The 26,733-nt window shown below is 59.5% G+C and carries 25 protein-coding genes; 18 read left to right on the top strand and 7 right to left on the bottom strand.

What is annotated here, in order from left to right; translation table 11 throughout:
- Positions 1-62: 62 nt before the first annotated feature.
- Complete coding sequence (locus tag FYJ40_RS05290; protein WP_154517383.1) at positions 63-257, bottom strand: hypothetical protein; 195 nt, start codon at positions 255-257, stop codon at positions 63-65.
- A gap of 163 nt (positions 258-420) precedes the next feature.
- Here FYJ40_RS05290 and FYJ40_RS05285 point away from each other — a divergent pair, with 163 nt between their 5' ends.
- The 6 genes from FYJ40_RS05285 (at position 421) to FYJ40_RS05260 (ending at position 6,218) form a co-directional block, all read left to right on the top strand.
- Entirely contained in the window at positions 421-1,611 is a 1,191-nt protein-coding gene (locus FYJ40_RS05285) for an aldo/keto reductase (RefSeq protein WP_370450637.1), read from the top strand.
- A gap of 95 nt (positions 1,612-1,706) precedes the next feature.
- Positions 1,707-2,573: a deoxyribonuclease IV gene (locus FYJ40_RS05280; protein WP_154517380.1), complete on the top strand. Its 867-nt coding sequence runs from the start codon at positions 1,707-1,709 to the stop codon at positions 2,571-2,573.
- 147 nt (positions 2,574-2,720) lie between these two features.
- A complete protein-coding gene (locus FYJ40_RS05275) occupies positions 2,721-3,581 on the top strand; it encodes an ABC transporter substrate-binding protein (RefSeq protein WP_118345556.1) in 861 nt (286 codons plus the stop codon).
- Between the two features lie 116 nt (positions 3,582-3,697).
- Positions 3,698-5,059, top strand: a complete 1,362-nt coding sequence (locus FYJ40_RS05270) for an ABC transporter permease subunit (protein WP_229770682.1) — start codon at positions 3,698-3,700, stop codon at positions 5,057-5,059.
- Between the two features lie 12 nt (positions 5,060-5,071).
- Positions 5,072-5,824: an amino acid ABC transporter ATP-binding protein gene (locus FYJ40_RS05265; RefSeq protein WP_022094423.1), complete on the top strand. Its 753-nt coding sequence runs from the start codon at positions 5,072-5,074 to the stop codon at positions 5,822-5,824.
- Positions 5,825-5,999: 175 nt separating this feature from the next.
- Entirely contained in the window at positions 6,000-6,218 is a 219-nt protein-coding gene (locus FYJ40_RS05260) for a heavy metal-associated domain-containing protein (protein ID WP_154517377.1), read from the top strand.
- A 20-nt stretch (positions 6,219-6,238) separates the two neighbouring features.
- Here FYJ40_RS05260 and FYJ40_RS05255 read toward each other — a convergent pair whose 3' ends face one another.
- Together FYJ40_RS05255 and FYJ40_RS05250 are read right to left on the bottom strand one after the other, a co-directional pair.
- Positions 6,239-6,664 (bottom strand): hypothetical protein, encoded by a 426-nt coding sequence (locus tag FYJ40_RS05255; RefSeq protein ID WP_370450636.1) that lies wholly within the window; start codon positions 6,662-6,664, stop codon positions 6,239-6,241.
- Complete coding sequence (locus tag FYJ40_RS05250) at positions 6,657-8,228, bottom strand: DNA repair protein (RefSeq protein ID WP_154517374.1); 1,572 nt, start codon at positions 8,226-8,228, stop codon at positions 6,657-6,659. Before FYJ40_RS05250 ends, FYJ40_RS05255 begins: the two co-directional genes overlap by 8 nt.
- Positions 8,229-8,463: 235 nt before the next feature.
- Here FYJ40_RS05250 and FYJ40_RS05245 point away from each other — a divergent pair, with 235 nt between their 5' ends.
- From FYJ40_RS05245 to FYJ40_RS05225, 5 genes are all read left to right on the top strand, one after another.
- Positions 8,464-8,967: an iron-containing alcohol dehydrogenase gene (locus FYJ40_RS05245; RefSeq protein ID WP_195838584.1), complete on the top strand. Its 504-nt coding sequence runs from the start codon at positions 8,464-8,466 to the stop codon at positions 8,965-8,967.
- 199 nt (positions 8,968-9,166) lie between these two features.
- Positions 9,167-10,861 (top strand): glucose-6-phosphate isomerase, encoded by a 1,695-nt coding sequence (pgi, locus tag FYJ40_RS05240; RefSeq protein ID WP_117817172.1) that lies wholly within the window; start codon positions 9,167-9,169, stop codon positions 10,859-10,861.
- 281 nt (positions 10,862-11,142) lie between these two features.
- Positions 11,143-11,817 carry a deoxyribose-phosphate aldolase gene (gene deoC, locus FYJ40_RS05235; protein WP_154517368.1) on the top strand — a complete coding sequence of 225 codons (675 nt, stop codon included), beginning with the start codon at positions 11,143-11,145 and terminating at the stop codon, positions 11,815-11,817.
- Positions 11,818-11,967: 150 nt separating this feature from the next.
- Positions 11,968-12,810, top strand: a complete 843-nt coding sequence (locus FYJ40_RS05230; protein ID WP_154517365.1) for a Cof-type HAD-IIB family hydrolase — start codon at positions 11,968-11,970, stop codon at positions 12,808-12,810.
- Between the two features lie 64 nt (positions 12,811-12,874).
- Complete coding sequence (locus FYJ40_RS05225; protein WP_370450635.1) at positions 12,875-13,534, top strand: HAD family hydrolase; 660 nt, start codon at positions 12,875-12,877, stop codon at positions 13,532-13,534.
- A gap of 60 nt (positions 13,535-13,594) precedes the next feature.
- Here FYJ40_RS05225 and FYJ40_RS05220 read toward each other — a convergent pair whose 3' ends face one another.
- Both FYJ40_RS05220 and FYJ40_RS05215 read right to left on the bottom strand, forming a co-directional pair.
- The gene (locus tag FYJ40_RS05220; RefSeq protein WP_154517359.1) at positions 13,595-14,377 is read right to left on the bottom strand and encodes a TatD family hydrolase; all 783 of its coding nucleotides are present in this window, start codon (positions 14,375-14,377) and stop codon (positions 13,595-13,597) included.
- 14 nt (positions 14,378-14,391) lie between these two features.
- Positions 14,392-15,189, bottom strand: a complete 798-nt coding sequence (locus FYJ40_RS05215) for a ThiF family adenylyltransferase (RefSeq protein ID WP_154517356.1) — start codon at positions 15,187-15,189, stop codon at positions 14,392-14,394.
- A gap of 300 nt (positions 15,190-15,489) precedes the next feature.
- On the opposite strand from FYJ40_RS05215, the gene FYJ40_RS05210 reads away from it, so the two are divergent.
- The 3 genes from FYJ40_RS05210 (at position 15,490) to ettA (ending at position 18,326) form a co-directional block, all read left to right on the top strand.
- Positions 15,490-15,768 (top strand): autorepressor SdpR family transcription factor, encoded by a 279-nt coding sequence (locus FYJ40_RS05210; protein ID WP_154517353.1) that lies wholly within the window; start codon positions 15,490-15,492, stop codon positions 15,766-15,768.
- Positions 15,761-16,462 carry an SdpI family protein gene (locus tag FYJ40_RS05205; RefSeq protein WP_154517350.1) on the top strand — a complete coding sequence of 234 codons (702 nt, stop codon included), beginning with the start codon at positions 15,761-15,763 and terminating at the stop codon, positions 16,460-16,462. Before FYJ40_RS05210 ends, FYJ40_RS05205 begins: the two co-directional genes overlap by 8 nt.
- A 184-nt stretch (positions 16,463-16,646) precedes the next feature.
- A complete protein-coding gene (gene ettA / locus FYJ40_RS05200) occupies positions 16,647-18,326 on the top strand; it encodes an energy-dependent translational throttle protein EttA (protein WP_055251458.1) in 1,680 nt (559 codons plus the stop codon).
- A 221-nt stretch (positions 18,327-18,547) separates the two neighbouring features.
- Here ettA and FYJ40_RS05195 read toward each other — a convergent pair whose 3' ends face one another.
- Positions 18,548-19,843, bottom strand: coding sequence for a hypothetical protein (locus FYJ40_RS05195; protein ID WP_154517347.1), 1,296 nt, complete (start codon positions 19,841-19,843; stop codon positions 18,548-18,550).
- A 138-nt stretch (positions 19,844-19,981) separates the two neighbouring features.
- Positions 19,982-20,926 carry a hypothetical protein gene (locus tag FYJ40_RS05190; RefSeq protein ID WP_154517344.1) on the bottom strand — a complete coding sequence of 315 codons (945 nt, stop codon included), beginning with the start codon at positions 20,924-20,926 and terminating at the stop codon, positions 19,982-19,984.
- Between the two features lie 203 nt (positions 20,927-21,129).
- On the opposite strand from FYJ40_RS05190, the gene FYJ40_RS05185 reads away from it, so the two are divergent.
- The 4 genes from FYJ40_RS05185 to FYJ40_RS05170 all read left to right on the top strand — a co-directional run bounded on the left by FYJ40_RS05185 (position 21,130) and on the right by FYJ40_RS05170 (position 26,721).
- Complete coding sequence (locus FYJ40_RS05185) at positions 21,130-23,109, top strand: NAD(+) synthase (RefSeq protein ID WP_229770681.1); 1,980 nt, start codon at positions 21,130-21,132, stop codon at positions 23,107-23,109.
- A gap of 118 nt (positions 23,110-23,227) precedes the next feature.
- Positions 23,228-24,391 (top strand): pyridoxal phosphate-dependent aminotransferase, encoded by a 1,164-nt coding sequence (locus FYJ40_RS05180; RefSeq protein WP_154517336.1) that lies wholly within the window; start codon positions 23,228-23,230, stop codon positions 24,389-24,391.
- 201 nt (positions 24,392-24,592) lie between these two features.
- Complete coding sequence (locus FYJ40_RS05175; RefSeq protein WP_154517333.1) at positions 24,593-25,543, top strand: L-lactate dehydrogenase; 951 nt, start codon at positions 24,593-24,595, stop codon at positions 25,541-25,543.
- 173 nt (positions 25,544-25,716) lie between these two features.
- Positions 25,717-26,721, top strand: a complete 1,005-nt coding sequence (locus FYJ40_RS05170; RefSeq protein WP_118377194.1) for a nucleoid-associated protein — start codon at positions 25,717-25,719, stop codon at positions 26,719-26,721.
- Positions 26,722-26,733: the final 12 nt, after the last annotated feature.

Here is a 26,733-nt window from a genome sequence, read left to right as displayed (position 1 = left end):
ATGCCGCTGGGGCATGTGGCGTACACCGGAGGCTGAATTTAGAAGAACAAATGCATGGGAACTTATGCCGCGGGGCAGATGGCAAAAACGCGCGCGGGATAACCAACGCCATCGCGCACCTTGGGGAAGGTGCAGAAGATGACGGCGCCTGTGGCGGGAAGCTCGTCCAGATGGTCCATGACCTCAATCTGATAGCGGTCAACCGAGAGGATGTACTGCTCGCCGGGGTAGGGGTAGGCGTCCTCGCGTGTGGTCACGCTCGCCTCCTTTCATCGGGCTTTTTGCTGATGTTAAAGCGGTGTCGTGACAGCTCGATTTCTGCTGCGTTACGATACGTTCTCGATTGCGATTCCACGATGTTTCGGCCGCGTGACCATTGTGTTTCGCCTTGCCGGGGCGCTGATGGCGAAGGGAGGGGCCGTGCAATACCGCGTTGACCCCAAAAGTGGTAACCGAATATCCGCTCTGGGTCTGGGCTGCATGAGATTTCCTGGTGCGCCGGGACGCCCGGATGCGAAGACAGCCGATGCCATCATTTCCCGTGCGGTGGAGCGAGGGATAAATTATCTGGATACGGCGTACCTTTATCCCGGCAACGAGGCGTGCGTGGGCGCCTCGCTTGAGCGCTTGGGACTGCGCGACCAGGTTTTGCTCGCGACCAAGCTGCCGCACGCCTCGTGCAAGTGCGCGGAGGATTTCGACCGTTTCTTTGATGAGCAGCTGCGCCGCCTGCGGACTGACCATATCGACTACTACCTCATGCACAACATCACCTCGCCCGCCCAGTGGGAACGCGTGGTGGCACTGGGTATCGAGGATTGGATTATGCGCCAAAAGGCTGCGGGGCGTATTCTCCGGATCGGTTTTTCGTACCACGGCAGTGCGGCGGACTTCCTCACGATGCTCGATGCTTATGAGTGGGACTTTTGCCAGATCCAGTACAACTATGCCGGCGAGCGTTACCAAGCGGGAACGGCGGGGCTCATGGCCGCCGCCGAGCGAGGCCTCGCGGTGTTTGTGATGGAACCGCTTTTGGGCGGACGTCTGGCAGGTAAGTTGCCGCCGCGGGCCCGCGCTGTGCTCGATAGCGCCCGTGACCCGCATTTGTGCACTCCTGCCGCTTGGGGGCTTTCGTGGGTGTGGAATCATCCTCAGGTGACGATGCTGCTTTCGGGTATGATCGATACCGCGCAGGTGGATGAGAACGCGGCGTTGGCCGATCGGGCCCTGCCGGATTCGATGACAGCTACTCAGCTCGATGCCATCGCACGCGTGCTGGAGGAGTTTGAAAAATCGAATCGCGTGCCCTGCACGGGATGCGGTTACTGCATGCCGTGTCCTAAAGGCATCAATATTCCTGGATGTTTTGCCGCCTACAACGCAAGCTATGCGCACAGCTGGTTTACGGGTCTATCGCAGTATTTTACGGCGAGCGCGGTGCGCACAAGCGAGCCCAAGCTGGTGAGCAATTGCGTCAAGTGCGGCAAATGCGCACGCCACTGCCCGCAACACATCGATATTCCCGAGCGTCTCGACGATGTGCGCCGACGTTTCCAGCCTGGCCCCGTGACGGCGGTGCTTAAGGCCTTCGGCAAAACGCGCTCCTCATGACCCTTTTATAACTTGCGGTGGAATAGTTCCTGTTTGCGGCAGAATAAGGCATCAACAGGAACTATTTCACCGTAACTGATGAGGGGGAGCTGGGGATGCTGACGATTGGGTGTCACCTATCCACGACGAAGGGCTATCGGGCGATGGGGGAGACGGCGCTATCCATTGGCGCCAATACCTTTGCATTCTTTACGCGCAATCCGCGCGGCGGCAAGGCGAAAGACCTTGACATGGATGACGTGGCGGCCCTGCGCGAGCTTATGGAACAAAACGATTTTGGTCCCCTCGTGGCCCATGCTCCGTATACCTATAACCCCTGCTCGGCCAAAGAGCGGGCGCGCGAGTTTGCCCTGGAGGCCATGGCTGAGGATCTGCAGCGTCTGGAAGCGCTGCCCGGTAACTACTACAATTTCCATCCCGGTGCGCATGTGGGACAGGGCACCGACGCCGGCATTCAGATGATCGTCGACACCCTGTGCCAGGTGATGTTTGAGGGCCAGCAGACGACGGTGCTGCTCGAGACCATGGCCGGCAAGGGCACCGAGGTGGGCCGCAGCTTTGAGGAACTGGCGATCATCATCGAGGGCGTTGCTGACAGGCGCCCCGAGCTGTCGGCCAAGCTGGGCGTTTGCCTGGACACCTGCCATGTAAATGACGCCGGCTATGATATCGTCCAAGATCTTGACGGTGTGCTCGACGAGTTCGATCGTGTGGTGGGTATCGAGCGCCTGCGCGCTGTGCATATCAATGATTCCAAGAATCCCCGCGGTGCCCATAAGGACCGGCATGAGTGCATCGGCAAGGGTTACCTCGGCAGCGAGGAACTTGGCGGTGGAATGCAGGTTATGCAGAATATTGTATCGAATAGCCGCCTGCGATCACTGCCATTCATTTTGGAAACGCCGAACGAACTTGCAGGTTATGCAGCGGAAATTACGCTACTAAGGTCGTTACAGCAGTAATGACTGTCACAAAGCGGAGTGTTCCATTCACGTTATAGGTTTGTTTCAATCAGTTTTCTAATTGCAGATTCTCTCACGCGGGTGCATAATAGCCCTCGGTTTTTGCAGGCCCCTGAATCACATGGGGCCATTGGAAGGAGACTGATTATGAAGCTGAAGAAGCTTGGCGCATTTGCCGCCACAGGCGCCATGGCGCTTGCCCTCGCACTGACGGGCTGCGGCTCGTCCAACGCCACCTCTGGTTCTGATGCCGGTTCCAGCAGCTCTGACGACGCTAAGGTCGAGAAGGTCGACGGCTCCAAGGAGTACGCGCTCGTCAAGGACGGTACGCTGACCGTCGGCACCTCTGCCGAGTACGCTCCGTTTGAGTACAAGGATGACAACGGCGATTATCAGGGCTTTGACCTTGAGCTCATCAAGGCTATCGGCGACAAGCTGGGCCTGGATGTCGAGTACGTCAACAACGACTTCGACACGCTCGTCCCCGGCGTCGCTTCGGGCACCAAGTATGACGTCTCCATTGCGGCTATCACCGACACGCCCGAGCGTGAGAAGGAAGTCGCTTTCTCCGATTCCTACTACATGGACGATCAGGCTATCGTGACCAAGGTCGATAACACCGACATCACGGCCGACAATTACAGCGAGAAGCTCAACAACGCCGACGCTACCATCATCGTCCAGTCTGGCTCGACCGCCGAGGCCTTTGCCCAGGAGAACTTCCCCAAGGCCAAGATCGTCCCCTACAAGGACGCTACCGAGTGCTTCAGCGCCCTGCAGTCCGACAAGGGCGATGCCGTAGTCACCAACCGCTCCGTTGCCAGCCAGCTGACCGCCGAGCAGTTCAACACCTGCCACACGGTTAAGCAGATCAGCACCGGCGAGGAGTACGCCATCGCCATCAACCAGGGCAACACCAAGCTCAAGGACGACATCAACCAGGCCATCAAGGACCTGACCGACGACGGTACCGTTGACGCCCTCATGGCTAAGTACAACATCAAGTAAACAGATACTTGATTGCGTGTGGGCCCTTTCCGTTTAGCGGAGAGGGCCTTTGCGCTTCTCTCGACGGAGAGTGTTTCCGTCTCTATTTGCCGGCAACTTCTACGATAGGAGCCACCTTGTCTCGACTGAACAAAGGGGCCGCGGAGCAGCGTTCTTCACTACCCGCCTTGCTCCAAAAGCTAGCCTGTGTCATGGCCGTGGCGCTCGCGCTGGTGTGCGTGGGGGCATCTGCGCCCTCGACTGCCCAAGCGCTTGAGACCGCAAAGATTACCGCCCGACCCAACACCGGTTCGGGCAGCGATGTGGTCGGCGGCACCGAGACACGCATTACCTGGGAAGTTCAGGCCGACGCCGACGAGGAGCTGAGCGGTCTTTCGCTGACGTTTGTCGGCGGCACGACGTTTGGTACCGATGACACGCGATTGACGATGCTCTCGGGCGAGGACCTCATGGATCGCACACCCATGAAGCCCACGTGCACGGCTGATGGCCAGACGCTCAAGATCGACTTTGGCGAGACGGCGCCTGCCGGCGGCTTTTTCCGTGTCGAGGTGTACGGCGTGACCTTCCCCGTCGAAGGCGGCGACGAGGCCTTTAGCGGCACCTATACGCTCGCCGACGGTTCGACCAAGAAGATTTCCAAGATTCCTTCCGTCGAGATTAAGGGCGTGACGGCCTTCGATAACTTCCAGGCCGATCTTAAGGAACAGCCGTGGGTCGAGGCTTGGAATTCCAATATGTTCCTGCGCCTGTTCTTGAACCCGGTCATTTTGGTCCAGAGCCTGCCGGTCGTATTTAAGGGCTTCCTTATGTCGCTCTCGATCGTGCTTGTGGCGTTTCCGCTGGCAATCCCCTTTGGCTTTGTCTTGTCGCTCATGCGCATCTCCAAGTCGCGCATCCTGCGCTGTCTTGCCGGCATCTACGTGAATATCATCCGCGGTACGCCGGCGTTCCTGCAGATCTATATCGCGTTCTTTGGCTTGCCACTTGCCGGCGTCAAGGTGGACGACTACGTCTTGGGCGTTATCGTCATGGCCATGAACTCGTCTGCGTACCTGTGCGAGATCTTCCGTGCCGGTATTCAGTCGATTCCCAAGGGCCAAAACGAGGCTGCCCGCTCGCTGGGCATGAATGCCTTCCAGACGTTGCTCTACGTTATGATTCCGCAGACGTTCCGCAATGTCCTGCCTACGCTGACCAGCGAGTTTATCCTGCTTTACAAGGATACGTCGCTGCTCGCCGCCGTGGGCGTGGTCGAGATCGTCATGAATGCCCGCACCATCGTGGCGACGACGGGCTCCATCACGCCGTATGTGGTTGCCGCCCTGTTCTATCTGGTCATTACCCTGCCGCTTGCGCGCTTGGTGAGCGGTCTTGAGGCGAGACTTCTGGGGACGACCGAAACCAAAAAGAAGCGTCCCACCAAGAGCGCCGGACAGGTTGTCGCGACACCCGCCGATCATATTGCAGGTCTGTAAGGAGGTTCTATTATGAGCGAAACCAATAACTCGAACGAGGTCGTCGTCAGCATCAAGAATCTCCAGAAGGCCTTTGGCGATAACGTGGTCCTGCGCGACATCGATCTGGATGTGCACAAGGGTGAGGTCGTCGTGGTCCTGGGCCCCTCGGGCTCGGGTAAGTCGACGATGCTTCGCTGCATTAACCGTCTTGAGGAGCCCACGAGCGGCTCGATTGTCGTTGAGGGCGTGGATGTGTGCGCCAAGGGCGTCGACCTCAATAAGGTGCGTACGCACTTGGGCATGGTGTTTCAGCAGTTCAATCTGTTCCCGCACCTGTCGGTCAAAAAGAACGTCATGCTTGCGCAACAAAAGGTGCTCAAGCGCAGCAAGGAAGAGGCCGAGAAGATTGCCGTCGAGGAGCTGACCAAGGTCGGTCTGGCCGAGCGCATCGATTTTATGCCGAGCCAGCTTTCGGGCGGTCAGCAGCAGCGCGTGGCCATCGCCCGCGCCCTGTCGATGAATCCGCACGTGATGCTCTTTGACGAGGCTACGTCGGCGCTTGACCCCGAGCTCGTCCGCGACGTCCTTGGCGTCATGCGCGATCTTGCGCGTGACGGCATGACGATGATCGTGGTGACGCACGAGATGGGCTTTGCCCGCGACGTCGCCGACCGCGTCGTCTTTATGGACGGCGGCGTTATCGTGGAGGAGGGCACGCCGAGCGAGGTCTTCGACCATCCCAAGAGCGAGCGCACCAAGGCGTTTTTGGGCAACATCTCGTAGCTGCTTTATGTGGCTGACATAGCAGAAAACTGCAAACATCATTGTGCTTGCCGTAATTGCCGCCGGCTTATTTTTTGGATTCCGGCGTATTGTCGCATCGACGCATGGCACATGCTGTTGCGGCGATGGGGCGGGCAGAAAGAAGGTCAAGAGGGTCGCGGTCGCGGACACCGATGTGTCTCACTACCCCTATAGCGATGAACTGCTTATTGGCGGTATGAGCTGCCGCGGCTGCGCGCAAAATGTGACGAACGCCCTCAACGCTCTCGATGGCATTTGGGCCACAGTGACGTATACAGACCACACGGCGTGCATCCGTTCTAAAAACCCGATCGATCGTGAGGTGCTTGAGGCTGCCGTGAGGGATGCGGGCTATTACGTCATGAAGCCGTAGGGCCGGGCGTACGCTTGCGCCTAGGCTCGGCCGCGCAGCTCGATGTCTTGGATATCGTCGAAGCCGATGGCGATGTCTCGGAGTTTGAGCAGCTTGAACGCGGGGAGCACTTCGTCGAGAATGCCGGTGCGGCTACGATAGCCGTATGTATCGTAATAAGTGACGCGCACCAAGTCGCCACGTTTGAGGCCCTCGAGCTTTTCCGAAAGCTCGAGGGCTTTTTCTTCCGTGAGTTCGCATTTGGGCTCAACAGAGATCTCTTGTTTGCGCACGAGCTCATAGTATCCCGTGAGGGCGGCAAAGGGCATAAACTGCGCGGCGCGGTTGGCGCGAACGGCACCGTTGGCGGTGAGCCTGGGGTCGGCGGCGCGACGTCTTCCCTCGGGGTCCGCCAGGCGTTCAAAAGGTTTCGGCGGCCGCATCGGCTGTTGTTGGGCCTTAGGCACGGTGTCCTCCTACCTGATCGTTGCGTTCGCGTGCGGTGGCGCCGGCGGTAAAGCTTAATCCCTTGACCAGGGCGTTCTTGCCGTACTTGCCCTTCACGGCCAGAACGGCGCGGGCCAGGTCACGCTCGCGTTCATCGGCCTTAACATCGCTGAACAGATCGATGGTGGCAAATTCCTCGGGCATGAGGTTGCCAAAGCCCAAATTGATGCGCTTGACCGGTCGTTTGGGATCGACGGTCTGCGCCCAGAGCTCATCGAAATAGCCCATGATCTTCTTAAACGAATTGGTGCGCTCGGGCAGCTTGCGCGAAGCGTTAGAGTGCGCAAAGAGCGCGGCATAGCCGCCACGCGGTTTGCCGCCATGCTCTCCCACAAAGATGCCGTCGATTGCCTGTGCCTCGCGCACCAGACGGCGTCGTTCGTCATCGCGCTGGACGGGCTTGGGTGCACGGGGTGCGAGCTCGGGGCCTGCGGTTGCGGCGGGTTCGATGCTCGACGTGCTCGAACGCAAATGCCCGCATCCGTCTACATATTGCGCTGTGCCGCTGGCGTCGAGGCGGCGTATGTCGGCGCGCTCGCTCGCGTAGCCCACAAAGAGCGAGATGCTGTCGCAGACCACGTGCTTATCGACCAAGTCCAGTACGGCGGCATCGACCATCTCGCGCAAGACGGTGTAGGCCTGCTCGTAGGCATAACCCTTCGAGAGCACTTGTCCTGTGGTGGTTGAAGTTGCCTGCGGGCGATAGGCCTGAATATCGGCGATAGTTGTCGGCTCGCGCCCAAAGGCGTGGTCGATGAGATACTCGGCATTGACGCCGAGTTCGTCGTAAAGCAGGTTTTCGTCGAGCGCGGCGACGCCCATCAGATCGTATACCCCGTACTTTTCGAGGCGGGCTGCCACGCCGGGGCCGATGCCCCAGATATCGGTGATGGGGCGATGGGGCCAGATCTCCTTGCGAAAGGTCTCGTCGTCGAGTATGCCGATGCGACTGGGTACGTGCTTAGCGGTAATGTCGAGCGCCACCTTGGCCTGGAATAGGTTGGGGCCGATGCCGACTGTCGCCGTGATGCCGGTGCGCGCGAGGACCTCATCGCGCAGCATGCAGGCAAAGCTTTTGGCATTGGTATGGTAGAGCTCTAGATAGGGTGTTACGTCGATAAAACACTCGTCAATTGAGTAGACGTGAACGTCTTGCGGACTGACGTATTCCAGGTAGATACCGTAGATCTGCGCCGACACCTCCATGTAGTGCTGCATGCGCGGTACGGCCTTGATGTAGTCGATGCCGTCGGGAATCTCAAACAGGCGACAGCGGTTGTGTATCCCGAGGTCTTTCATGGCCTGGGTAATGGCGAGGCAGATGGTCGTACGCCCGCGTGATTCGTCGGCAACGACCAGGTGGGTGGTGAGCGGATCGAGCCCGCGGTCGACGCACTCGACGCTGGCGTAAAACGTCTTGAGGTCGATGCAGATATAGGTGTGACGCCCGTGCCCCACGCGTCCTCCCATCAAACACATGTTCTTATCGAATGCATGTTCGATAATACCCGCTCGTTCGGACATCGTCAAAACCTGCCAAAAAGGGACAGGTTTATTTTGGTAGGTAAAACGCTTGACCGACCAAAACAAACCTGTCCCTTTTTGGCAGGTATGGTCGGGCGGTTGCATCGGGTTTTAACGCAGCTCTAAAGAGCGCGAAACAGCCCGGAAAACCTCGCTTCGTAGCATGAGCCTAACGATCGATACCACCATAAAGCACGGAAGGGTTGTGGGGATAATGGTCAACTATGGGTTTGGTATGCCGACGCGCCTTGTTGCGGATGGAGACGTGGCTCGTTGGTGTGGGCGATTGGTCGCTCACTACGGCGGCACCAAGGCGCTGGTGGTGCTGGGTGGCGACAAACATACGCGCGATGAGCTTGTCTCGGCGGCGCTCGGCTCGCTTGACCGAGCTCTGCTCGAGCGCGTGCTTTTTCGTTGCGGCTCGGTTGAGGGCGACGGGGGAGACGAGCTGATCGACGAAGCTGTGGCCCTGGCGACCGACGAAGGCGTGGACTTTGTCCTGGCGATCGGCGATGCCGATACTGCTGGCTTTGCGCGCGAACTCGCGCGTCGCATGGCGGAGCTCGATGCCGGCGAAGACGGTTTTGTCCCTTATGGATGTATTGTCTCGGAGGGCAAAGTGCCTGCCGTCGTGGGGGCCGGTGAGGTTCCCGTTTTTGCCATCATCGCGCCCGAACTGCTTGAGGGCATTGGGTCTCCTCTGCGTGAGTTGCTCGGCAGCGTGTGCGCCGCGGCCTAATGTCTGCCATAAAGAGATGGGCTATTTTTGGTAGGTAAAGCGTTTGACCTGCCAAAATAAACCTGTCCCTTTTTGGTCGGTCGCCGTTTGGGGGCGGATTGGCAACGCTGGCTGATTACGGTCTTGACCTGCGCTAGAATAGGGGCATCTGATTATCCGGGCGCATGGAGGTTTGCGCCCGTATGTTGAGGAGGACTTTATGGCAACTGTTGCCGCACCTATCGACGCTACGTCGACCGCCGCTTGGAAGGCGCTCGAGGCTCATCAGGAGAAGCTCGAGGCCGAAGGTATCGACCTCAAGGCCTGGTTCGCTGCCGATGCAGAGCGCGTGAACAAGCTGAGCTTTGACGCCGGTGACCTGCACTTCGACCTGTCCAAGAACCTGGTGACCGATGAGACCGTCAAGCTGCTGTGCGATCTTGCCCGCGAGGTGAAGCTCGAGGAGCGCCGCGACGCCATGTTCTCCGGCGAGCACATCAACACCACCGAGGACCGCGCCGTCCTGCACACCGCGCTGCGCCGTCCGGCAAGCGAGAAGGGCCAGCTCATCGTTGACGGCCAGGACGTCGTCGCCGACGTGCACGAGGTCCTCGACCGCATGTACGCCTTTGCCGAGCGCGTGCGCTCCGGTGAGTGGAAGGGCGTTACCGGCAAGAAGATCGAGCATCTGGTGTCCATCGGCATCGGTGGCTCCGATCTGGGCCCGGTCATGGCCTACGAGGCCCTGCGTCCCTACGCCGACGCCGGTATCGACTGCCGCTATATCTCCAACATCGACCCCAACGACCAAGCCGAGAAGCTCAAGGGCCTGGATCCCGAGACCACGCTCGTGATTATCGTCTCCAAGACCTTCACCACGCTCGAGACCCTCACCAACGCTCGCGAGGTCAAGACCTGGATGCTCGAGCAGCTCAAGGCTCAGGGTGCCATCGACGGCTCCGATGAGCAGAACGCCGAGGCCGTGGCCAAGCACTTCGTTGCCGTTTCCACCGCACTCGACAAGGTCGAGGCCTTTGGCATCGACCCCGCTAACGCCTTTGGTTTCTGGAACTGGGTCGGCGGCCGCTATTCCGTCGACTCCGCCGTGGGCCTGTCGCTGATCGTCGTGCTCGGTCCCGAGCGCTTCCAGCAGTTCCTCGAGGGTTTCCACGCCATCGACGAGTACTTCTGCAATACCCCGCTCGAGAACAACGCCGTCGCGCTGATGGGCCTGCTCAACGTCTGGTACGTCAACTTCTTCGGTTCCAAGAGCCACGCCGTGCTGCCGTACTGCCAGTACCTGCACCGCTTCCCGGCCTATCTGCAGCAGCTCACCATGGAGTCCAACGGCAAGCACGTCCGCTGGGACGGCAGCGCCGTGACCTCCGACACCGGTGAGATCTTCTGGGGCGAGCCCGGCACCAACGGTCAGCACGCCTTCTACCAGCTGCTGCACCAGGGCACCGTGGTGGTCCCGGCCGATTTCATCGCCTTCGCCAACACTGCCAACCCCGCAACCGACAGCGGCCAGGATGTTCACGAGCTGTTCCTGGGCAACTTCCTGGCCCAGACCAAGGCACTCGCCTTTGGTAAGACGGCCGATGAGGTGCGCGCCGAGGGCACGCCCGAGCAGATCGTCCCGGCCCGCTGCTTTGAGGGCAACCGTCCGACGACCTCGATCTTCGGCGATACGTTGACCCCGTTCGCACTCGGCGAGCTCATCGCCCTGTACGAGCACATCACGTTTGTCGAGGGCACGGTCTGGGGCATCGACTCCTACGACCAGTGGGGCGTCGAGCTGGGCAAGCAGCTTGCCAAGCAGATTACCCCGGCCTTCCACGACGACGCCGCCAAGGCCGAGCAGGACGCTTCGACCCAGGCACTCATCGAGTTCTACCGCGCTCACCGCAAGTAGTCTTTACGGCCGAGTTGGCTTATGACTGAAAGGGGCCCGTATCCGTTGGGATGCGGGCCCCTTTGCTATTTGAGTGGGCATGAGGGCGTATTGAGGGGGGGATGTCTTGCAGTCGGCATCCGCGTACGGTCCCATTCGCTGTCCGTAAATATACGTCTACAGCTAATTTCATACCACTTGCCGGAATGCGGACGCTGTCCTTGCATGTCGGGCGTATATTGAACGTGGTTTTTCGCGTGAAACCACGAATCTGTTGTCAGCCCTGAACAAGGAGGCTCAGCATGACGCTTGCCAAACCCATCAATAAATACATCGACTATATCGATGCCCCCGAGGACACGTTTGAGCAGTATGTCGAGAAGGCGCTAAAGTACAACTTTCGCTGCGTATTTGCGAACCTGCAGGAGTACGAGACGGGCCGCGCCATGCTCGAGGGCTCTGACATCATCCTTGCCGGCGCTATCGACTTTCCCCAGGGCACTATGACGCTTGAGGAGAAGCTTGCGAGGTTTGAGGAATACGCTGCGTGTGGCTTTACCGAGATTGACTACGTTTTGAATCAGGGGTCGATCGAGAACCGCGATTTTGATGCCATCGAGCGCGAGATGACTGCCGTTGCTGATTTTTGTCGCGCGCATGGCATCACTGACAAGGTAATCGTTGAGATGTGCAAGCTGGACGGCGACGACGCCGCCAAGCGCCGTGTATGCGAGATCGCGCTGGAGGCCAAGCCGGGATTCCTTAAGACATCGACCGGCAGAAGCTTTGGCGGTGCTAAGCTCGAGGACGTGCGGCTGATGCACGAGGTGCTCGGCGATTCCGTGGCAATCAAGGCGGCGGGCGGTATCCATAATTACGAAGAGGCTTGCGCATTCATCGAGGCCGGCGCCAGCGCGTTAGGTGCATCGGCGGGCATCGCGATCGTCGAGGGCGCACCGACGGATGAGCGTCGCTAGCAGACGTATTTGACCTGAGCGATAAAGCTTCACGACCACACGCCGTTCATGTTCGGGACAATATGACCTTTTACCCCGTTGCAGACAGAGCCGCAGTAGGTGTTCTGTATGATGACTCAGGCAAGGTTGTTCAATGACAGGGAGGCTTATATGGCAATCAAAGCCATCGCAATGGATATCGACGGTACGCTCACCAACGACCAAAAGGTCATCAGCCCGCGTACGCGCGAGAAGCTGCTCGCGGCGCAGGAGTCGGGCATTAAGCTCATTTTGGCTTCGGGCCGTCCCGCATGGGGGCTGCACGCCTTGGCGCAGGAGCTCGACCTTCAAAACCATGACGGTCTGCTGGTGGCCTTTAATGGCGCTCACGTCGTCGACGCTCAGACCGATGAGGTCCTTTTTGACCAGGCCATGCCGGCTGACGTACTGCACCGTCTGATTGATCATCTGCGTAATTTTGACGTGATCCCTATGATTTCGCTCGGTCGCGATCTGCATGTCGAGGATTCGTACCGCTGCATGATTACGCTGCCGGATGGCTCGCAGAAAAACATCGTCAAATACGAGCGCGATGCCTGCGACCTTAAGATCCGCGAGGTGGAGAGCCTGCATGAGGTCGTGGAAACTTATCCCGTGGACAAGCTGCTCACTGCTGGCGACCCGGCCTATCTGCAAGCGCATCACGAGGAGATGTATGCGCCCTTTACTCAGACGCTTTCGGGTATGTTTACGGCCGACTGGTACTTTGAGTTTACGGCTCCCGGTATCGACAAGGCCCGCGCGCTCGAGGGTGCCCTGCCCAAGCTCGGCATCGATGCCAGCGAGGTCGTCTCGTTTGGCGACGGCCAGAACGACAAGTCCATGATTGAGTGGGCCGGCACCGGTGTTGCCATGGGCAACGCGGTTGACGAGGTTAAGGCCGTGGCCCAGATGGTGACTGCCAATAACAACGAAGACGGCATTGCGGTGGCGCTGGATAAGCTGCTGGGTTAGAATCGCCGATTAATGCATGGTTCGGGCGCCTGCTTACAGGCGCCCTTTTGTTAGGGAGGGTGCCGTGTCCGCATTTCCGTTCGACGCCGTTATCTTTGACATGGACGGCGTCATTGTCGATACCGAGTATTACTACCTGAGCGAGACTGCCGCGTTTGCCAAGGAGCTTGGGCTTAACCTGACTCAAGAGGAGTTGAACGGGCAGATCGGTACCTCACATCAGTTCTTCCTGCATATGCTGGTCGATTGGTTTGAGCGCGCCGGTAAGGGGCATTTCACTGGCGAGGAAGCGTTGGCCCGTTGGGACGAGTGGGCGCATAAGCGTCCGCGCGACTATCAGGCTTTGATTAACCCAGGCGCCGTGGATACGATTCGAGAGCTGCCGCGCCGCGGCGTTCGCGTGGCGCTTGCCAGCTCGTCTCCCATGGATAGCATCGAGGAAGTGCTCAATGCGTGCGGGCTGTCGGATGCCTTTGAGTATGTGGTGAGCGGCGAGCAGTTTAAGGAGAGCAAGCCCGAGCCCGACATCTACCTGCATGCGCTGGACCTGCTGGGACTGCCCGCGAATCGCTGCTGCTGCGTTGAGGATTCGGTACCTGGTATCACTGCCGGCAAGCGAGCCGGCCTGACGGTCATTGCCAAGCGCGAGGAACGCTTCGGCTTTAGCCAAGATGCCGCGGACAAGATTATCGACCAGCTGCCGGAGCTGCTGGAGCTTGCGTAGGACTTGGACGGCACGTCTGCCGTCATAATGGTATCGTTGTCGTCTTTTTGCCCAGAGGGGTTAGCGAAGGCCAAAAACAGAGTGCGCATTTGTTAAAACTGCCGATTCGATGCGCTTTGCGTCACAATTTTTGAGCGAGGCGATGCGCATCGAGGTCCTTGTGAGCGATTTGATGAGCGACTGCGCGCTTGTTTCTGTGTTTGCCTCTGCCGGCGCATCGGTCTCGAGCAGTAAACGATCGAGTGGAATCTGTCGTGCGTATTCGCATCCTCGTTTAGACGCGAGCATGCGTTCGTTGACAGAAAAATAGCAGCTCGCATTACGCGCGCGGACGAGTTCGTCCGAAGTACCGCTAAACCAGTGGAAGATGATAGCGGGGGAGTCGGGGTTTGGGATGAGTAGACCATGCGATTCGAGGACGTCCAGTACGGCTCCTGCCGAACGAACGGCGTGAATCGATATCACGCGCCCGGCAAGAGGACACTGCACGAGCGCATCGCAGAGCCGGTCAAGTGCCTGTATTTGCAGCGGTTCGCTTCCGGCAAAGCGCGCGGAAAAGTCGAGTCCCACCTCGCCGATGTAGCGCTCTTGGGCAGCAACTTTGCAAAGCAGATTGACTTCGGCAGGACCGCAGCGGCCGTCGGCGAGCCACCAGGGATGGAGCCCGACGCCCGCGATAATGTTTGGGTAACGGCTGGCCCGCTTTTTTGCTGCCGCGAAGTCGCGTGGGTCGACCCCGCAATCAAAGACCCCCAACCCTATAGCCGCAGTTTCGTCGGCAACAGCATTCGGGTAAGCCATCAAATCAAGATGGCAGTGTGCATCAAATAACCGGGGCTCCATCTCGGCGCACTCCGCTAGTCCAGGCGCTGGCCATCGGCGCGCACGCGCTCGGTGCCGCGCCCACTGATCTGGCGGATAACCTCGCCGGCAATCATCTGACCCATAATGGGCGGCATAAAGCTGGCGGTTCCGAGCTCGGTACGCTCGTGGATGTTGGAAGGGTCGCGGGGCTGTGTCTTAACCGATTCCTCGCAGCTAAACAATACATGTAGGCTCTTGATTCCGCGCTTCTTACATTCTTTGCGCATAATGCGGCTCATGGGGTCACGTACCGTATCGAAGATGTCGGCAAAGCGGAGGCACTCGGGATGGAGCTTGTTAGCCCCGCCCATGGAGCTAACCAAACGAATGTCGTGGTCCTGAGCATATTTGGCAATAGTGAGCTTGGCCGAGATGGTGTCGATGGCGTCGACGACGTAGTCGAGCTTGCCGTCCGTCTGCTCAAAAACGCTCGCAAAGAATTCGTCGATGTTATCGCTCAACAGGTATTCGGTACGCTTGATAACGGTGGCGGCGGGATTAATATCGCGAATCATGGCTTCCATCACGTCTACCTTGCGCTTGCCGACGGTGCTGTGGAAGGCGATGGCCTGGCGATTGATATTGCTGGGCGCGATGATGTCCTTGTCCAGAATGACGAAATGACCGATGCCGCCGCGGGCGAGTGCCTCGCAGCAATTGGAGCCCACGCCTCCGCAGCCGAGCACCAGCACCGTAGCATCGGCGAGCTTATCGAGTGCCTCGCGGCCCATGATGATCTCGAGCTTGGTGTCGCGTGTCTCGATGGCGGCTGCGGCAACGGTTTCGGTCATAAATATCCTCCGATGGGGAAGCGAATCGTGTTTTAGCTATCGCCATTATAGGTATTATCACGATTCCATTTGAACCCTTGGGGTTTGTTGAAATGGGATTGGGATTCGCATAAGATTGAAGCAGATGGCGCCCGTTGCCGCGGGTTAGCCAACTCCGAAACACGTTTATGGCGTGAGAAGTGGCCGTCTTCGCATTACGCGGGGCGGCTATTTTTTTTGAGTACAAGATTAGATAGTTAGACAAATATCTAAATATCGAGTATAGTGTGCGCGTCGAACGAAATACTGAGAGGAGGTCCTATGCCGGGAGAGGGTTTTAAAGCGCTGGCCGATCCTACGCGGCGGCGCATTTTGGAGCTACTACGCGAGGGCGACCGCACGGCTGGGGAGCTTGCCGAGCATTTTGACATCAGCAAGCCGTCGTTGAGCCATCATTTGGCGACGCTCAAAAACGCCGGGTTGGTGACCGATGAACGTCATGGCCAAAACATCGTTTACAGCTTAAACACCACCGTCATGCAGGACTTGATCGGTTGGTTTATGGGCTTTACAAACACTGAAGGTGATAAGGATGAATAACGAAAACAAGGGCATTCACGCCACGGGGGTATCGCCACGCGTGTGGATCGCGCTGGTCGCTCTGTGCGTCGCCAATATCGTAGCGCACCTTATGGTGATGCCGAGCTTGCCTGCGCAGATTCCCACGCACTGGGGCGCGAACGGCGTTGACGGTTGGGGTCCCAGCTGGATGGCCTCCGCGCACGGCGTGCTGCCCCTGGTGCTTCTCGCAATGTTCTACGTGGTGCCGCGCATCGATCCCAAAGGTGAGGCATATCGAACCTCGGGCAAGTTCTATCAGGGCTTCGTAATCGCCTTCACCTTGTTCATGTGCGCCATAAGCTGGCTGGGAGAGCTTACGGTCTGGGGCGTGGTGCCGGCGGTCGGTTCGGTCAACGTGCTGATTTCCGGTGCTGTCGGTTTGCTGTTCATTGGCGTAGGCAACTACTTGCCGCGTGTGAAGCAGAACTATACGCTCGGTATCAAGACGCCCTGGGCGCTTGCCGATCCCGAGAACTGGCGCCGTACGCAGCGTTTTGGCGGTGCCTGCTTTATGGTGCTGGGTGTTGGTCTGATTGTGATGGGCGTTGCGGGTAGCGTGCTTTCAAGTGAAGTTGTCGCCGCGGTGATTGCGGTTCTGGCGTTTGGTTCTGTCGGAGTCGTCTACGTCTACTCGTATCTGCTGTGGCGCAAATCGCAGCGAGCTGCTCGTTAAGGTTGCGGAAAACTAGCGTACGCAGTTCATAGTATGTTCCGGGGGACTTTTCCCAGGTAGTATTAGGGGGTGTGGGCAACCGTGCCCCTTTTTCGTTACGTTTTAGAGCTGGTTTTCTCATCTCGTTTCCACTAAAGCGAAACAAGAATAGGGAAACAGCAGGTAGAAAGGATAAAACAGGCAAATGGCAGAGTTTATCTACCAGATGTATCAGGCTCGCAAGGCTCATGGCGACAAGGTGATCCTTGACGACGTGACCCTGAGCTTCTATCCCGGTGCCAAGATCGGCGTCGTGGGCCCTAACGGTATGGGCAAGTCGACCCTGCTCAAGATCATGGCCGGCATCGAGGAAGTCTCCAACGGCGATGCCAGACTTACCCCCGGCTACACCGTGGGTATCCTGCAGCAGGAGCCGCCGCTCGACGACGACAAGACCGTCATCGAGAACGTGCGCATGGCATTTGGCGACATGATCGCCAAGGTCGATCGCTTCAATAAGATCGGCGAGGAGATGTGCGACCCGGACTGCGACATGGATGCCCTCATGGCCGAGATGGGCAAGCTCCAGGACGAGATCGACGCCGCCGATGGCTGGGATATCGATTCCAAACTCGGCCAGGCTATGGATGCCCTGCAGCTGCCCGATTCCGACATGCCGGTCAACGTGCTTTCCGGCGGCGAGCGCCGTCGCGTGGCCCTGTGCAAGCTGCTGCTCGAAGCTCCCGACCTGCTGCTGCTCGATGAGCCCACCAACCACCTGGACGCCGAGTCGATCCTGTGGCTCGAGCACTTCCTGCACAACTACCAGGGCGCGGTGCTAGCCGTCACACACGATCGCTACTTCCTGGATAACGTTGCCGAGTGGATCTGCGAGGTCGACCGCGGCCACCTTTATCCCTACAAGGGCAACTACTCCACGTATCTGGAGACCAAGGCCGCGCGTATCGAGGCTCAGGGCAACCGCGACGCCAAGCTCGCCAAGCGCATGGAGGCCGAGCTCGAGTGGGTGCGCTCCAGCCCCAAGGCCCGTCAGGCCAAGAACAAGGCCCGTCTGGCTCGCTATGAGGAGATGGAGGCCGAGGCCCGCGCAAGCCAGAAGCTCGACTGGACCGACATCCGCATCCCTGTGGGCCCGCGTTTGGGCAACAAGGTGCTCGAGGCCCATCACCTGCACAAGGAGTTCGACGGTCGCGTGCTCATCGACGACCTATCATTCACTCTGCCGCGCAACGGCATCGTGGGCGTCATCGGCCCCAACGGTGTGGGCAAGACCACGCTGTTCAAGACCATCGTGGGCCTGGAGCCGCTGACTTCGGGCGAGCTCGAGGTGGGCGAGACCGTCAAGATCTCCTATGTCGATCAGAACCGCTCCGGCATCGACCCCGATAAGAACCTGTGGGAGGTCGTCTCGGACGGCCTGGACCACATGATGGTCGGCGAGACCGAGGTCCCCAGCCGCGCGTACGTGGCGAGCTTTGGCTTTAAGGGCCAGGACCAGCAGAAGCGCGCTGGCGTACTTTCCGGTGGCGAGCGCAACCGTCTGAATCTGGCGCTTACGCTCAAGCAGGGCGGCAACCTGCTGCTCCTCGACGAGCCCACGAACGACCTCGACGTCGAGACGCTGTCCTCGCTCGAAGCGGCGCTGCTCGAGTTCCCGGGCTGCTCGGTGGTCATTAGCCACGACCGTATGTTCCTGGACCGCGTCGCCACGCACATTCTGGCGTGGGAGGGCACCGACGAGAATCCGGGCAACTGGTATTGGTTTGAGGGCAACTTCGAGGCCTATCAGGCCAACCGCATCGAGCGCCTGGGCGAGGACGCAGCCCAGCCGCATCGTATTCACCGCAAGCTGACGCGTGACTAATTTGTTACGCGGTTTTACCAAACCGCGTAACTGCTCGACGCTGCGCGGGCCGCAAGCACCCCATCTTGCCGTTCAAACCGTCGCTCGCGTACCGAAGTACGCGTCGCTCCTCTTTCACGGCAACCTGGGGCACTTGCGGCCCGCTCGCTGTTGGTCACGGAACATCGATGAATGCTAATAAAAACGGCTCAAATCCGGGTTTGGATTTGAGCCGTTTGTCGTTACTGCTCGGGTTCTTCGACTTTGTCGATGGTCCAGGTGGCTCCGAGACCGACGGTGGTGTTGCGGCGGATGCGCACGGTGACCTCGTGGCGCTCGCCGGCCTGCGTGTAGCGCAGGGGGAAGCTTGCGCGGTTTCGCGCGGCCTCGATGGTACCGCGCTCGCGGGCGATCCAGTAGTACTCGCCGACGATGCCGAGCGTGTCGGCGCCATAGGGGAGATAGGTCGACAGCTGGTGCAGCAACGGACCGGGGCAGAAGACCTCGGTTGTGAAATCGACGGGGAAGTCCTCGGGGATGGTCGGTGCTGCGGGCGAGGGGGTTGGGGCCGCTGCGGGTACCGAAGCCGGTGCCGGTGCGGGAATTTGGTCACAGGCAGATGCGGATGCGGACTCGATGGCAGGCTCAGGCGCTGTTTCCGGCTTAACTGCGAAATCCGTCGGTTCCACAGAGACGGACGTGTCTGCGGTCTCGGTTTTGGTATCGGCTCGCGGGGCATCCTCTGCCTCGACAGATGGCTTTGCCTCGGCTGGCGTGGAGGCCATGGTGGTGATGCCGGCGTTTGCGTTCTCGGGGTCATAGACGACCGTGAGCGAGATGGCGGGCTGCGGCGCCTCGGGCTCCGATGCCGCCTCGGTAGCGTCTTGATCCGCGGGCTCGTCGGACTGATCGTCCTCGGGCTCGTCGCCAAAGACATCGCTGTTTTGGAACGCAGGCGTCTCGGGTTGGTTGGCGGCTTCTTCGGTTGTCGACTTGGGAGCCTCGTCGAGCTCCGCAGTGGCTTCCTGCTCTGATATGACTTCGGGATCGGTCGTGGCGGCGATTTCGGTTTCTGCTGTTACCTCAATAGCGACTTCGATCTCTGTCTCGGGCTCGGGTTCCGGTACGGCTTCAACCATGGCTTCTGGCTCGGGACGCTTAACATGCTTGGGGCGCACGGCCTTGAGGTCCTTCTCGCCGCGCTTTTTCTTTTTGTAGGACTGCTTGGCTCCCTTGGCAGCCTTGGGCTTGTCCTCGCCTTTGGCAAGGGCGGCATCCCAGGCTTCGTTGGCGATGACGGTGGCATACAGGCGACCGCCCTTAAAGACGGTCAGCTTAATGCAGTCGTCGAGCTCCTCGAGCAGCTCGCGCGTGGACTCGAAGCCCAGGTCATAAGCGGCCATGTCACCAGCGGCGAGCGCCTCCTCGACCTGCGTCATAAACGTTTGCTTGCCGCATCCAATCGCGTCGCGCAGCAGGCGATACAGATAGATGTGGTTGCCCAGCGATAGTGCGGGCTTAACTATTGTCTTGCTCATGGCAAATCTCCTCTATACACACCAAAGCATCTTACCATCGCATGGGGCTTGCCATCTCGTCGCCCATGGCAAACGGGCGCGACCGTTGCCGGTTCGCGCCCGTTATGCAGGTCGGTTATCTATGAGAGGCAAACGTGCCTAGTTGCCCGATGCCGTGCCTTGGCTCGAGCTGTCAGATGGCGTGCCAGATGCGGTGCCGCTCGAGCTGCTATTGTTGCCGCTGTCGGTTGTGTCCGTTCCCGATGTATTGCCGCTCGTCTGGTCGCCCGTGCTCGGTTGAGAGCCGTCGGTCGTTTGGCTTGAGTCAGTCGTGCCGGATTGCGTGCCGCTGTTGTTCACAGAGGAATCGGCGCCCTGCGATTGATCGGGGGCGTTCGAGGACGAATCGGTGGATGCGGAGTTGCCCTGCGAGTCGTCCTGCTGGCTTTGCGATTGACCAGTGCTATCCGTGTCGTGCTCGGTCGTGCGCGACGAAAGGATTGGCTCGGGGCGCTCGCCCAGACCCTCACCGGCGGTGGTGATAAGGATGGCGCCAGCGCAGGCGATGACCGCGACGATGGCGATTGCGATCGAGAAGACGATGACCTTCTTTTGCGTCTGGCTGCGCTCTGCCGCCGCCTTGGCACGCAGACTGTTGGGGGCGACGCGCGCCGTGGTCGCGCGCCCCGCAACCTGGCGCATCTCCTGCGTAGTCGCGGCGCCGCCCAGGTGCTCCTCGGCATTAAGGTCAACGGGCTCATAGGCGCCGGCAGGGTAGTCGACGGCGGCGTGCGTACCTTTGAGGGCTTCGGCGCTGGCAGAGATAAAGTGGCGGTAGACCTGCGAGGACACAACGGTGATGACCGAGCTCACGGCGGCACCGATCACCGATCCGGCGATGCCGATCTTGGAAGCAAGTGCGACGCTCGTGGCGGCAGCTGCGGCGCCGGCGATGATTTGGGGAATGGAAATGTCGTCGAACAGGCCCTTTTTGGGCGCGATGGCCATGGTCTGTCCGATGGAATGGTTTTCGTGAACGCCGTTGTTGAGTGCGGCCGGTGTCATGACGCGCGTGCGCGGCGCGTCGGTGTACTTGGTTGTCATACGGGGCCCTCCCGGTGTAAATCTGCTTCGTTTCGTGTAGCCATCAGGGTACCCACCAGATGTGAATCGTACGTGACATTTAACAGATACCATCAACTCATCAATAGCTCACCAAATTGGTGGGATGCGGTTACACCCGGCGGTTGAACTACAATAGGGCTTGCTAATTGTTGTGAATGGCGTCTACGCACGGGAGCATTCTTATGAATCTTCACCTTTCTCAGTCTGATGGCTTTTTGCGTGTGGCGGCGGCCTCGCCGCGAATTCGCGTGGCCGATGTCGAGGGCAATGCCGAGGTTGCGCTGGCGGCTGTTCGCGAGGCGGTCGAGCGCGGTGTCCGTGCTCTGGTGCTGCCCGAGCTCAACTTGTGCGGCTATACCGCGGCTGATCTGTTTCATAACCGCACATTACTGCATACCTGCGAGACCGCACTGGCACATATTCTCGATGAAACCCGCGAGCTGCCGATTGTCTTTACCATCGGTCTTCCCGTTGCGGTGGCCGAGAATATCTACAACTGTGCCGCCGTGTGCTGCGCGGGCGAGCTTTTGGGCCTCACGGCTAAGAAGTATCTGCCCAACTATGGCGAGTTCTATGAGCGCCGTTGGTTTGCTCCGGCGCCCGCCGATCCCGTGTGGGTTGAATTTGCCGGTCAGGGTCCGGTTCCGCTGGGTTCGGGGCTTGTCTACCGCTGCTGTGATGAGGGCGCCGAGGATTTGGTACTCGGTATTGAGGTCTGCGAGGACCTGTGGGTGCCGGCGCCCCCTTCGACCGAGATGGCGCTTGCCGGTGCGACGGTGATCCTCAATCCGTCGGCCTCGGACGAGATTATCGGTAAGGCAGACTATCGCCGCAGCCTCATCTCCAATCAGAGCGCGCGCCTGTACTGTGCCTATGCCTATGCAGACGCGAGCGAGGGCGAGTCCACGACCGACATGGTCTTTGCAGGCGAGAACCTCGTCTACGAAAACGGTTCGAAGCTCGCCGCCACGAAGCTCCTCACCTGCGATATGGCGGTGGCCGACGTTGACCTCGACCGTCTGGTTGCCGAGCGCCGTCGTTCGACCACGTGGACGCGCGCGGACGATGCGCCGGAGGCCACGACCGTTGAGTTTTCGTTTGAGGGCGTGCTGGCCGAAGAACCTGTCCTGCGCGATGCACTCGACATTGACCGTGTCTTCCCCCGCGCGCCCTTTGTGCCGGCCGACCATGGTGACCTGGCCGGGCGCTGCGAGACGATCCTCAATCTGCAGACTGCCGGCCTCAAGACTCGCCTTGCCCATACGGGTACCAAGGCTGCAGTCATCGGTCTTTCGGGCGGCCTGGATTCCACGCTGGCACTGCTTGTGACCGTGCGTGCCTTCGATGCACTGGGGCTGCCGCGCACGGGTATCACGGCGGTTTCCATGCCCGGCTTTGGCACGACACATCGCACCAAGTCGAATGCCGAGTCGCTCGCTCGCGACCTGGGTGTGAGCTTCCGCGAGGTTTCGATCCACACGGCCGTGGAGCAGCACTTCAAGGACATTGGGCACGATCCGGCCGTCCAAGACGTGACCTACGAGAACAGCCAGGCCCGCGAGCGTACGCAGATTCTGATGGATCTGGCCAACCAGGCTGGCGGTTTTGTTATCGGCACGGGCGACCTGTCAGAGCTGACGCTCGGCTGGGCTACCTATAACGGCGACCACATGAGCATGTACGCCGTCAACGCGAGCGTGCCCAAGACGCTTGTGCGCCATCTGGTACGTTATGCCGCTGAAGTCTTTGGCGGGCGTATTGCCGAGGTCCTGCTCGATATCCTCGATACGCCGGTGTCCCCCGAGCTTCTGCCGCCTACGGGCGACGGTGAGATTGCGCAGAAGACCGAGGATTTGGTGGGCCCGTACGAGCTGCACGATTACTTCCTCTATTACCTGCTGCGTTTTGGCTTTGAGCCGGGCAAGATCTACCGTATGGCGCTCAAGAGCTTTGAGGGTGTCTATGACGCCAAGACCGTCCACACGTGGTTGCGTACGTTCTATCGTCGCTTCTTTGCCCAGCAGTTTAAGCGCAGCTGTCTGCCCGATGGTCCCAAGGTGGGCTCGGTGACGCTCAGCCCGCGCGGCGATTGGCGTATGCCGAGTGACGCCAGCTCGCGTCTGTGGCTTGCGCGGATCGACGCGCTCAATCCAATTGACTAAGGTTGGCTAAATTGAACCAATACGGGGGTTGCAAGCGTTACACTTTTGCAATCTGATGGCCCGTATCGCGCGGCGCTCTTGTCGGAGCGCCGTATTTTTTATATCGAAAGGTGGCACCATGCAGGCATCGCAGCGTCTCGACCGCTTTGGCGCGGAGGTCTTCGCCTCGCTCAACAACAAACTTCTTGCGCTGAAGGCTCAGGGCAAGACCATTTACAACATGAGCGTGGGCACGCCCGACTTTAAGCCGTACGACCACGTGGTCGAGGCGCTCACGCAGGCCGCCCAAAATCCCGAGATGTGGAAGTATTCCCTGCGCGACCTGCCCGAGCTTAAGCAGGCCGTGTGCGATTACTATGAGCGTCGCTTTGGCGTTTCGGGCATTACGCCGTCCATGGTGCAGTCGTGCAACGGCACGCAGGAGGGCGTGGGTCATTTGGGCCTGGCCCTGCTCGATCCGGGTGACACCATTCTGGTTCCCGATCCGTGCTATCCGGTCTTTGAGGCGGGCGCCAAGATCGCCGATGCCAAGCTCGAGTACTATCCGCTGGTGGCGGAGCACAATTACCTGCCCTATGTGGCGGGCATCGATCCCGAGGTGGCCGATCGTGCCAAGTACATGATCGTGTCGTTGCCCGCCAACCCGGTGGGCTCGGTGGGCACGCCCGAGGTCTACGAGGAGATCATCGCCTTCGCCCGCGAGCACGACCTGCTGATCGTCCATGACAACGCGTACTCCGACATCGTGTTTGACGGCGAGCCCGGCGGCAGCTTCTTGCAGTATCCCGGTGCGCTCGAGGTGGGCGTGGAATTCTTCTCGCTTTCCAAGTCGTTTAACGTCACCGGTGCGCGCATCGGCTTTTTGGTCGGCCGTGAGGATGTGGTCTCTGCCTTTGCCAAGCTGCGCAGCCAGATCGACTTTGGCATGTTCTTCCCGATTCAGAAGGCCGCCATCGCCTGCCTCAATGGTCCGCGCGATGAGGTCGAGGCGCAACGTCTGAAGTACCAGGAGCGCCGCGATGCCCTGTGCGACGGTCTTGAGGACCTGGGCTGGGAGCGTCCCAACGCGCATGGCTCTATGTTTGTGTGGGCCAAGCTTCCCGGTGGCCGCACCGATTCCATGGCGTTTTGCGAGGAGCTTATGGAGAAGGCCGGCGTTGTGGTGACGCCGGGCGCGAGCTTTGGCCCTTCGGGCGAGGGGCACGTGCGCATGGCGCTGGTCCTGCCGCCCGATCAGATCGCTTTGGCTGTCGAGGCCATCCGCGAGGCGGGCCTGTATTAGAAGACTATTTGGGCTCGTCAATAGCTCGAAACCGATTTCGTGCAGTTATTTTACGAATCCTGCAAACAATTTCGGTAAACGGTCGATTTTTGGCTGCGTATAGGAGCATAATCAAAGTCCCGATTGGATGTATTGGGATTACGGCAAGCCGCTCGGGTCGTTCCCGGGCGGCTTGTTTGTGGAGAGAGATGGGAGTTTCTAATGGTTAACGAGAAGAAGGTCGCTATTGTCGGCTGCGGTTTCGTCGGTTCGTCTTCGGCGTTCGCGCTGATGCAGAGTGGTCTGTTCTCCGAGATGGTTCTCATCGACGTGGACAAGAACCGCGCCGAGGGCGAGGCCTTGGATATTGCGCACGGCATGACGTTTGCCGAGCCGATGAAGATTTACGCCGGCGATTATTCTGATGTCGCCGACGCCGCCATGATCGTCGTCACCGCTGGCGCTGCTCAGAAGCCCGGTGAGACCCGCCTGGACCTGGTCAACAAGAACGTCAGCATCTTTAAGTCCATTATTCCCGAGATTAAGAAGTCTGGCTTCGACGGCATTCTGCTCATCGTCTCCAACCCGGTCGACGTTCTGACCTACGCCGCCATCAAGATGTCCGGCCTGCCCGAGGGCCATGTCATCGGCTCCGGCACCGTGCTCGACACCGGCCGTCTGCAGCAGATGCTCGGTGCCCACGTCGAGGTTGACCCGCGCGACGTTCAGGCCTATGTCATGGGCGAGCACGGCGACTCCGAGTTTGTCGCCTGGTCCAGCGCTCAGGTTGCCGGCGTGCCGCTGAACACCTTCTGCGAGCTTCACGGCCACCTGGAGCATGAGGCTGCCGAGAAGCGCATCGCCGAGGACGTCAAGAACTCCGCCTACACCATCATCGAGAAGAAGCACGCCACCTACTACGGTGTCGCTATGGCGGTAAAGCGCATCTGCACTGCCGTCATGCGTGACGAGCAGACTGTTCTGCCCGTCTCCTCGCTCATGGTGGGCGAGTACGGCCTGTCCGATCTGGCCATCTCCATGCCGACGGTCGTTGGTCGCGACGGTGTCGTCTGCCGCGTTCCCGTGCCGCTGAACGATGACGAGCAGCATGAGCTCACCGCCTCCGCAGAGGCCCTCAAGGACATTATCGACAGCGTCGACTTTTCCTGCTAAATTCGGCTCGTTTAAGCAACAGGTCTACAACGAAGGCGTCCGGGCCCATGTGACCCGGGCGCTTTTTTATGCAAAGGGGACAGGCTTGTCTGCACCAATCTTCGATGCGCCTGGGGTGGACTCGACCGCTATACTGGTTCGTGCCAAAAGCGATCTAGAACGGAATGCCGTATATGAAAATCAATCACGCGATTCTGCATATCCTGGACTTTGACTCTGCCGTCAACGTCATGAGCCAGCGCGAGCTGGATATCGAAAGCCGTACCGTGCGCAGCTTTGTGACCACGCATCTGCGCCGCGCACGTACCTCGGCCGACAATAAGCGCGCCACGTTTGCGGAGAACTCTGCGTTTGGCGGCGAGCTCAAGGGCTATTTCTTTGGTGAGCGTGAGTTCGTGGACTTGTCTCAGCAGATTGCGGAGTTTATTTCCTCCGAGCTCACCAAAGCCGAGAAAGCCGAGTCCACTGACGTGCTTGTGGCGGACTTTGACGATGATGAAGATGCCCGCTGGTTTGCCGTGATGCTGCTGGGCTCCAAGCAGGCATTCATGCACGAGGTGGGTCGCGAAGAGGGCGAGGTTCGTAACGACATCGCGCGCCACTACGCCATTTTGCCAAACCCCTCGCAAAAGGTGCCGAGCTATGCCATCGTGCGTGCAAGCACCATGGAGATCGGCTATGTGGACAAGAAGCGCAAGATTGCCGGCGAGGACCGCATGCTCATTCCCGACGGCCTGCTGCAGTGCGACACGGGGGTTTCGGGTAAGGAGGTCATCGACACGGTGACGCGCGTGGTCGAGGAAGTCGCCGAGGAGCACGGCGCCAACACGGCCGTAGCGCTCGCCAAGGTCAAAGCCGCCGTTGCCGAGAAGGTTGAAGACGACGAGGAGCTGCCGCCTTGGGATATCGTCGATGAGGTCTTTGAGGACGAGCCGGTCATCAAGGAGAGCGTGCGTGCGGCGCTGACCGAGGAGAAGGTGCCCGAGCGCGTGCCCGTGGAGCGCAAGCAGGTCGAACGCGCGGCGGTGCGCAATCATAAGATTCGTACCGACACGGGTATCGAGATTAGCTTCCCGGCCGAGATGGGTTCGAACTCCGAGTACATCGAGTTTGTCAACGAGCCCAACGGCCTCATCTCCATCGAGCTCAAAAACATCGGTAGCATCGAGAATCGATAAGGCTTTTAACTT

It is taken from the genome of Collinsella sp. WCA1-178-WT-3 (M1) (assembly GCF_009696325.1).
Lineage (GTDB): Bacteria > Actinomycetota > Coriobacteriia > Coriobacteriales > Coriobacteriaceae > Collinsella.
This window is presented reverse-complemented; position numbering and strand designations above follow the sequence as displayed.

Excerpts from the sequence above, each read along its gene's own strand:
- FYJ40_RS05280 (WP_154517380.1), top strand. The coding sequence starts at position 1,707 with ATGCTGACGATTGGGTGTCACCTATCCACGACGAAGGGCTATCGGGCG.
- FYJ40_RS05275 (WP_118345556.1), top strand. The coding sequence starts at position 2,721 with ATGAAGCTGAAGAAGCTTGGCGCATTTGCCGCCACAGGCGCCATGGCG.
- FYJ40_RS05265 (WP_022094423.1), top strand. The coding sequence starts at position 5,072 with ATGAGCGAAACCAATAACTCGAACGAGGTCGTCGTCAGCATCAAGAAT.
- FYJ40_RS05250 (WP_154517374.1), bottom strand. The coding sequence starts at position 8,228 with ATGTCCGAACGAGCGGGTATTATCGAACATGCATTCGATAAGAACATG.
- FYJ40_RS05245 (WP_195838584.1), top strand. The coding sequence starts at position 8,464 with ATGCCGACGCGCCTTGTTGCGGATGGAGACGTGGCTCGTTGGTGTGGG.
- pgi (WP_117817172.1), top strand. The coding sequence starts at position 9,167 with ATGGCAACTGTTGCCGCACCTATCGACGCTACGTCGACCGCCGCTTGG.
- deoC (WP_154517368.1), top strand. The coding sequence starts at position 11,143 with ATGACGCTTGCCAAACCCATCAATAAATACATCGACTATATCGATGCC.
- FYJ40_RS05230 (WP_154517365.1), top strand. The coding sequence starts at position 11,968 with ATGGCAATCAAAGCCATCGCAATGGATATCGACGGTACGCTCACCAAC.
- FYJ40_RS05220 (WP_154517359.1), bottom strand. The coding sequence starts at position 14,377 with ATGGAGCCCCGGTTATTTGATGCACACTGCCATCTTGATTTGATGGCT.
- FYJ40_RS05215 (WP_154517356.1), bottom strand. The coding sequence starts at position 15,189 with ATGACCGAAACCGTTGCCGCAGCCGCCATCGAGACACGCGACACCAAG.
- FYJ40_RS05210 (WP_154517353.1), top strand. The coding sequence starts at position 15,490 with ATGCCGGGAGAGGGTTTTAAAGCGCTGGCCGATCCTACGCGGCGGCGC.
- FYJ40_RS05205 (WP_154517350.1), top strand. The coding sequence starts at position 15,761 with ATGAATAACGAAAACAAGGGCATTCACGCCACGGGGGTATCGCCACGC.
- ettA (WP_055251458.1), top strand. The coding sequence starts at position 16,647 with ATGGCAGAGTTTATCTACCAGATGTATCAGGCTCGCAAGGCTCATGGC.
- FYJ40_RS05195 (WP_154517347.1), bottom strand. The coding sequence starts at position 19,843 with ATGAGCAAGACAATAGTTAAGCCCGCACTATCGCTGGGCAACCACATC.
- FYJ40_RS05190 (WP_154517344.1), bottom strand. The coding sequence starts at position 20,926 with ATGACAACCAAGTACACCGACGCGCCGCGCACGCGCGTCATGACACCG.
- FYJ40_RS05185 (WP_229770681.1), top strand. The coding sequence starts at position 21,130 with ATGAATCTTCACCTTTCTCAGTCTGATGGCTTTTTGCGTGTGGCGGCG.
- FYJ40_RS05180 (WP_154517336.1), top strand. The coding sequence starts at position 23,228 with ATGCAGGCATCGCAGCGTCTCGACCGCTTTGGCGCGGAGGTCTTCGCC.
- FYJ40_RS05175 (WP_154517333.1), top strand. The coding sequence starts at position 24,593 with ATGGTTAACGAGAAGAAGGTCGCTATTGTCGGCTGCGGTTTCGTCGGT.
- FYJ40_RS05170 (WP_118377194.1), top strand. The coding sequence starts at position 25,717 with ATGAAAATCAATCACGCGATTCTGCATATCCTGGACTTTGACTCTGCC.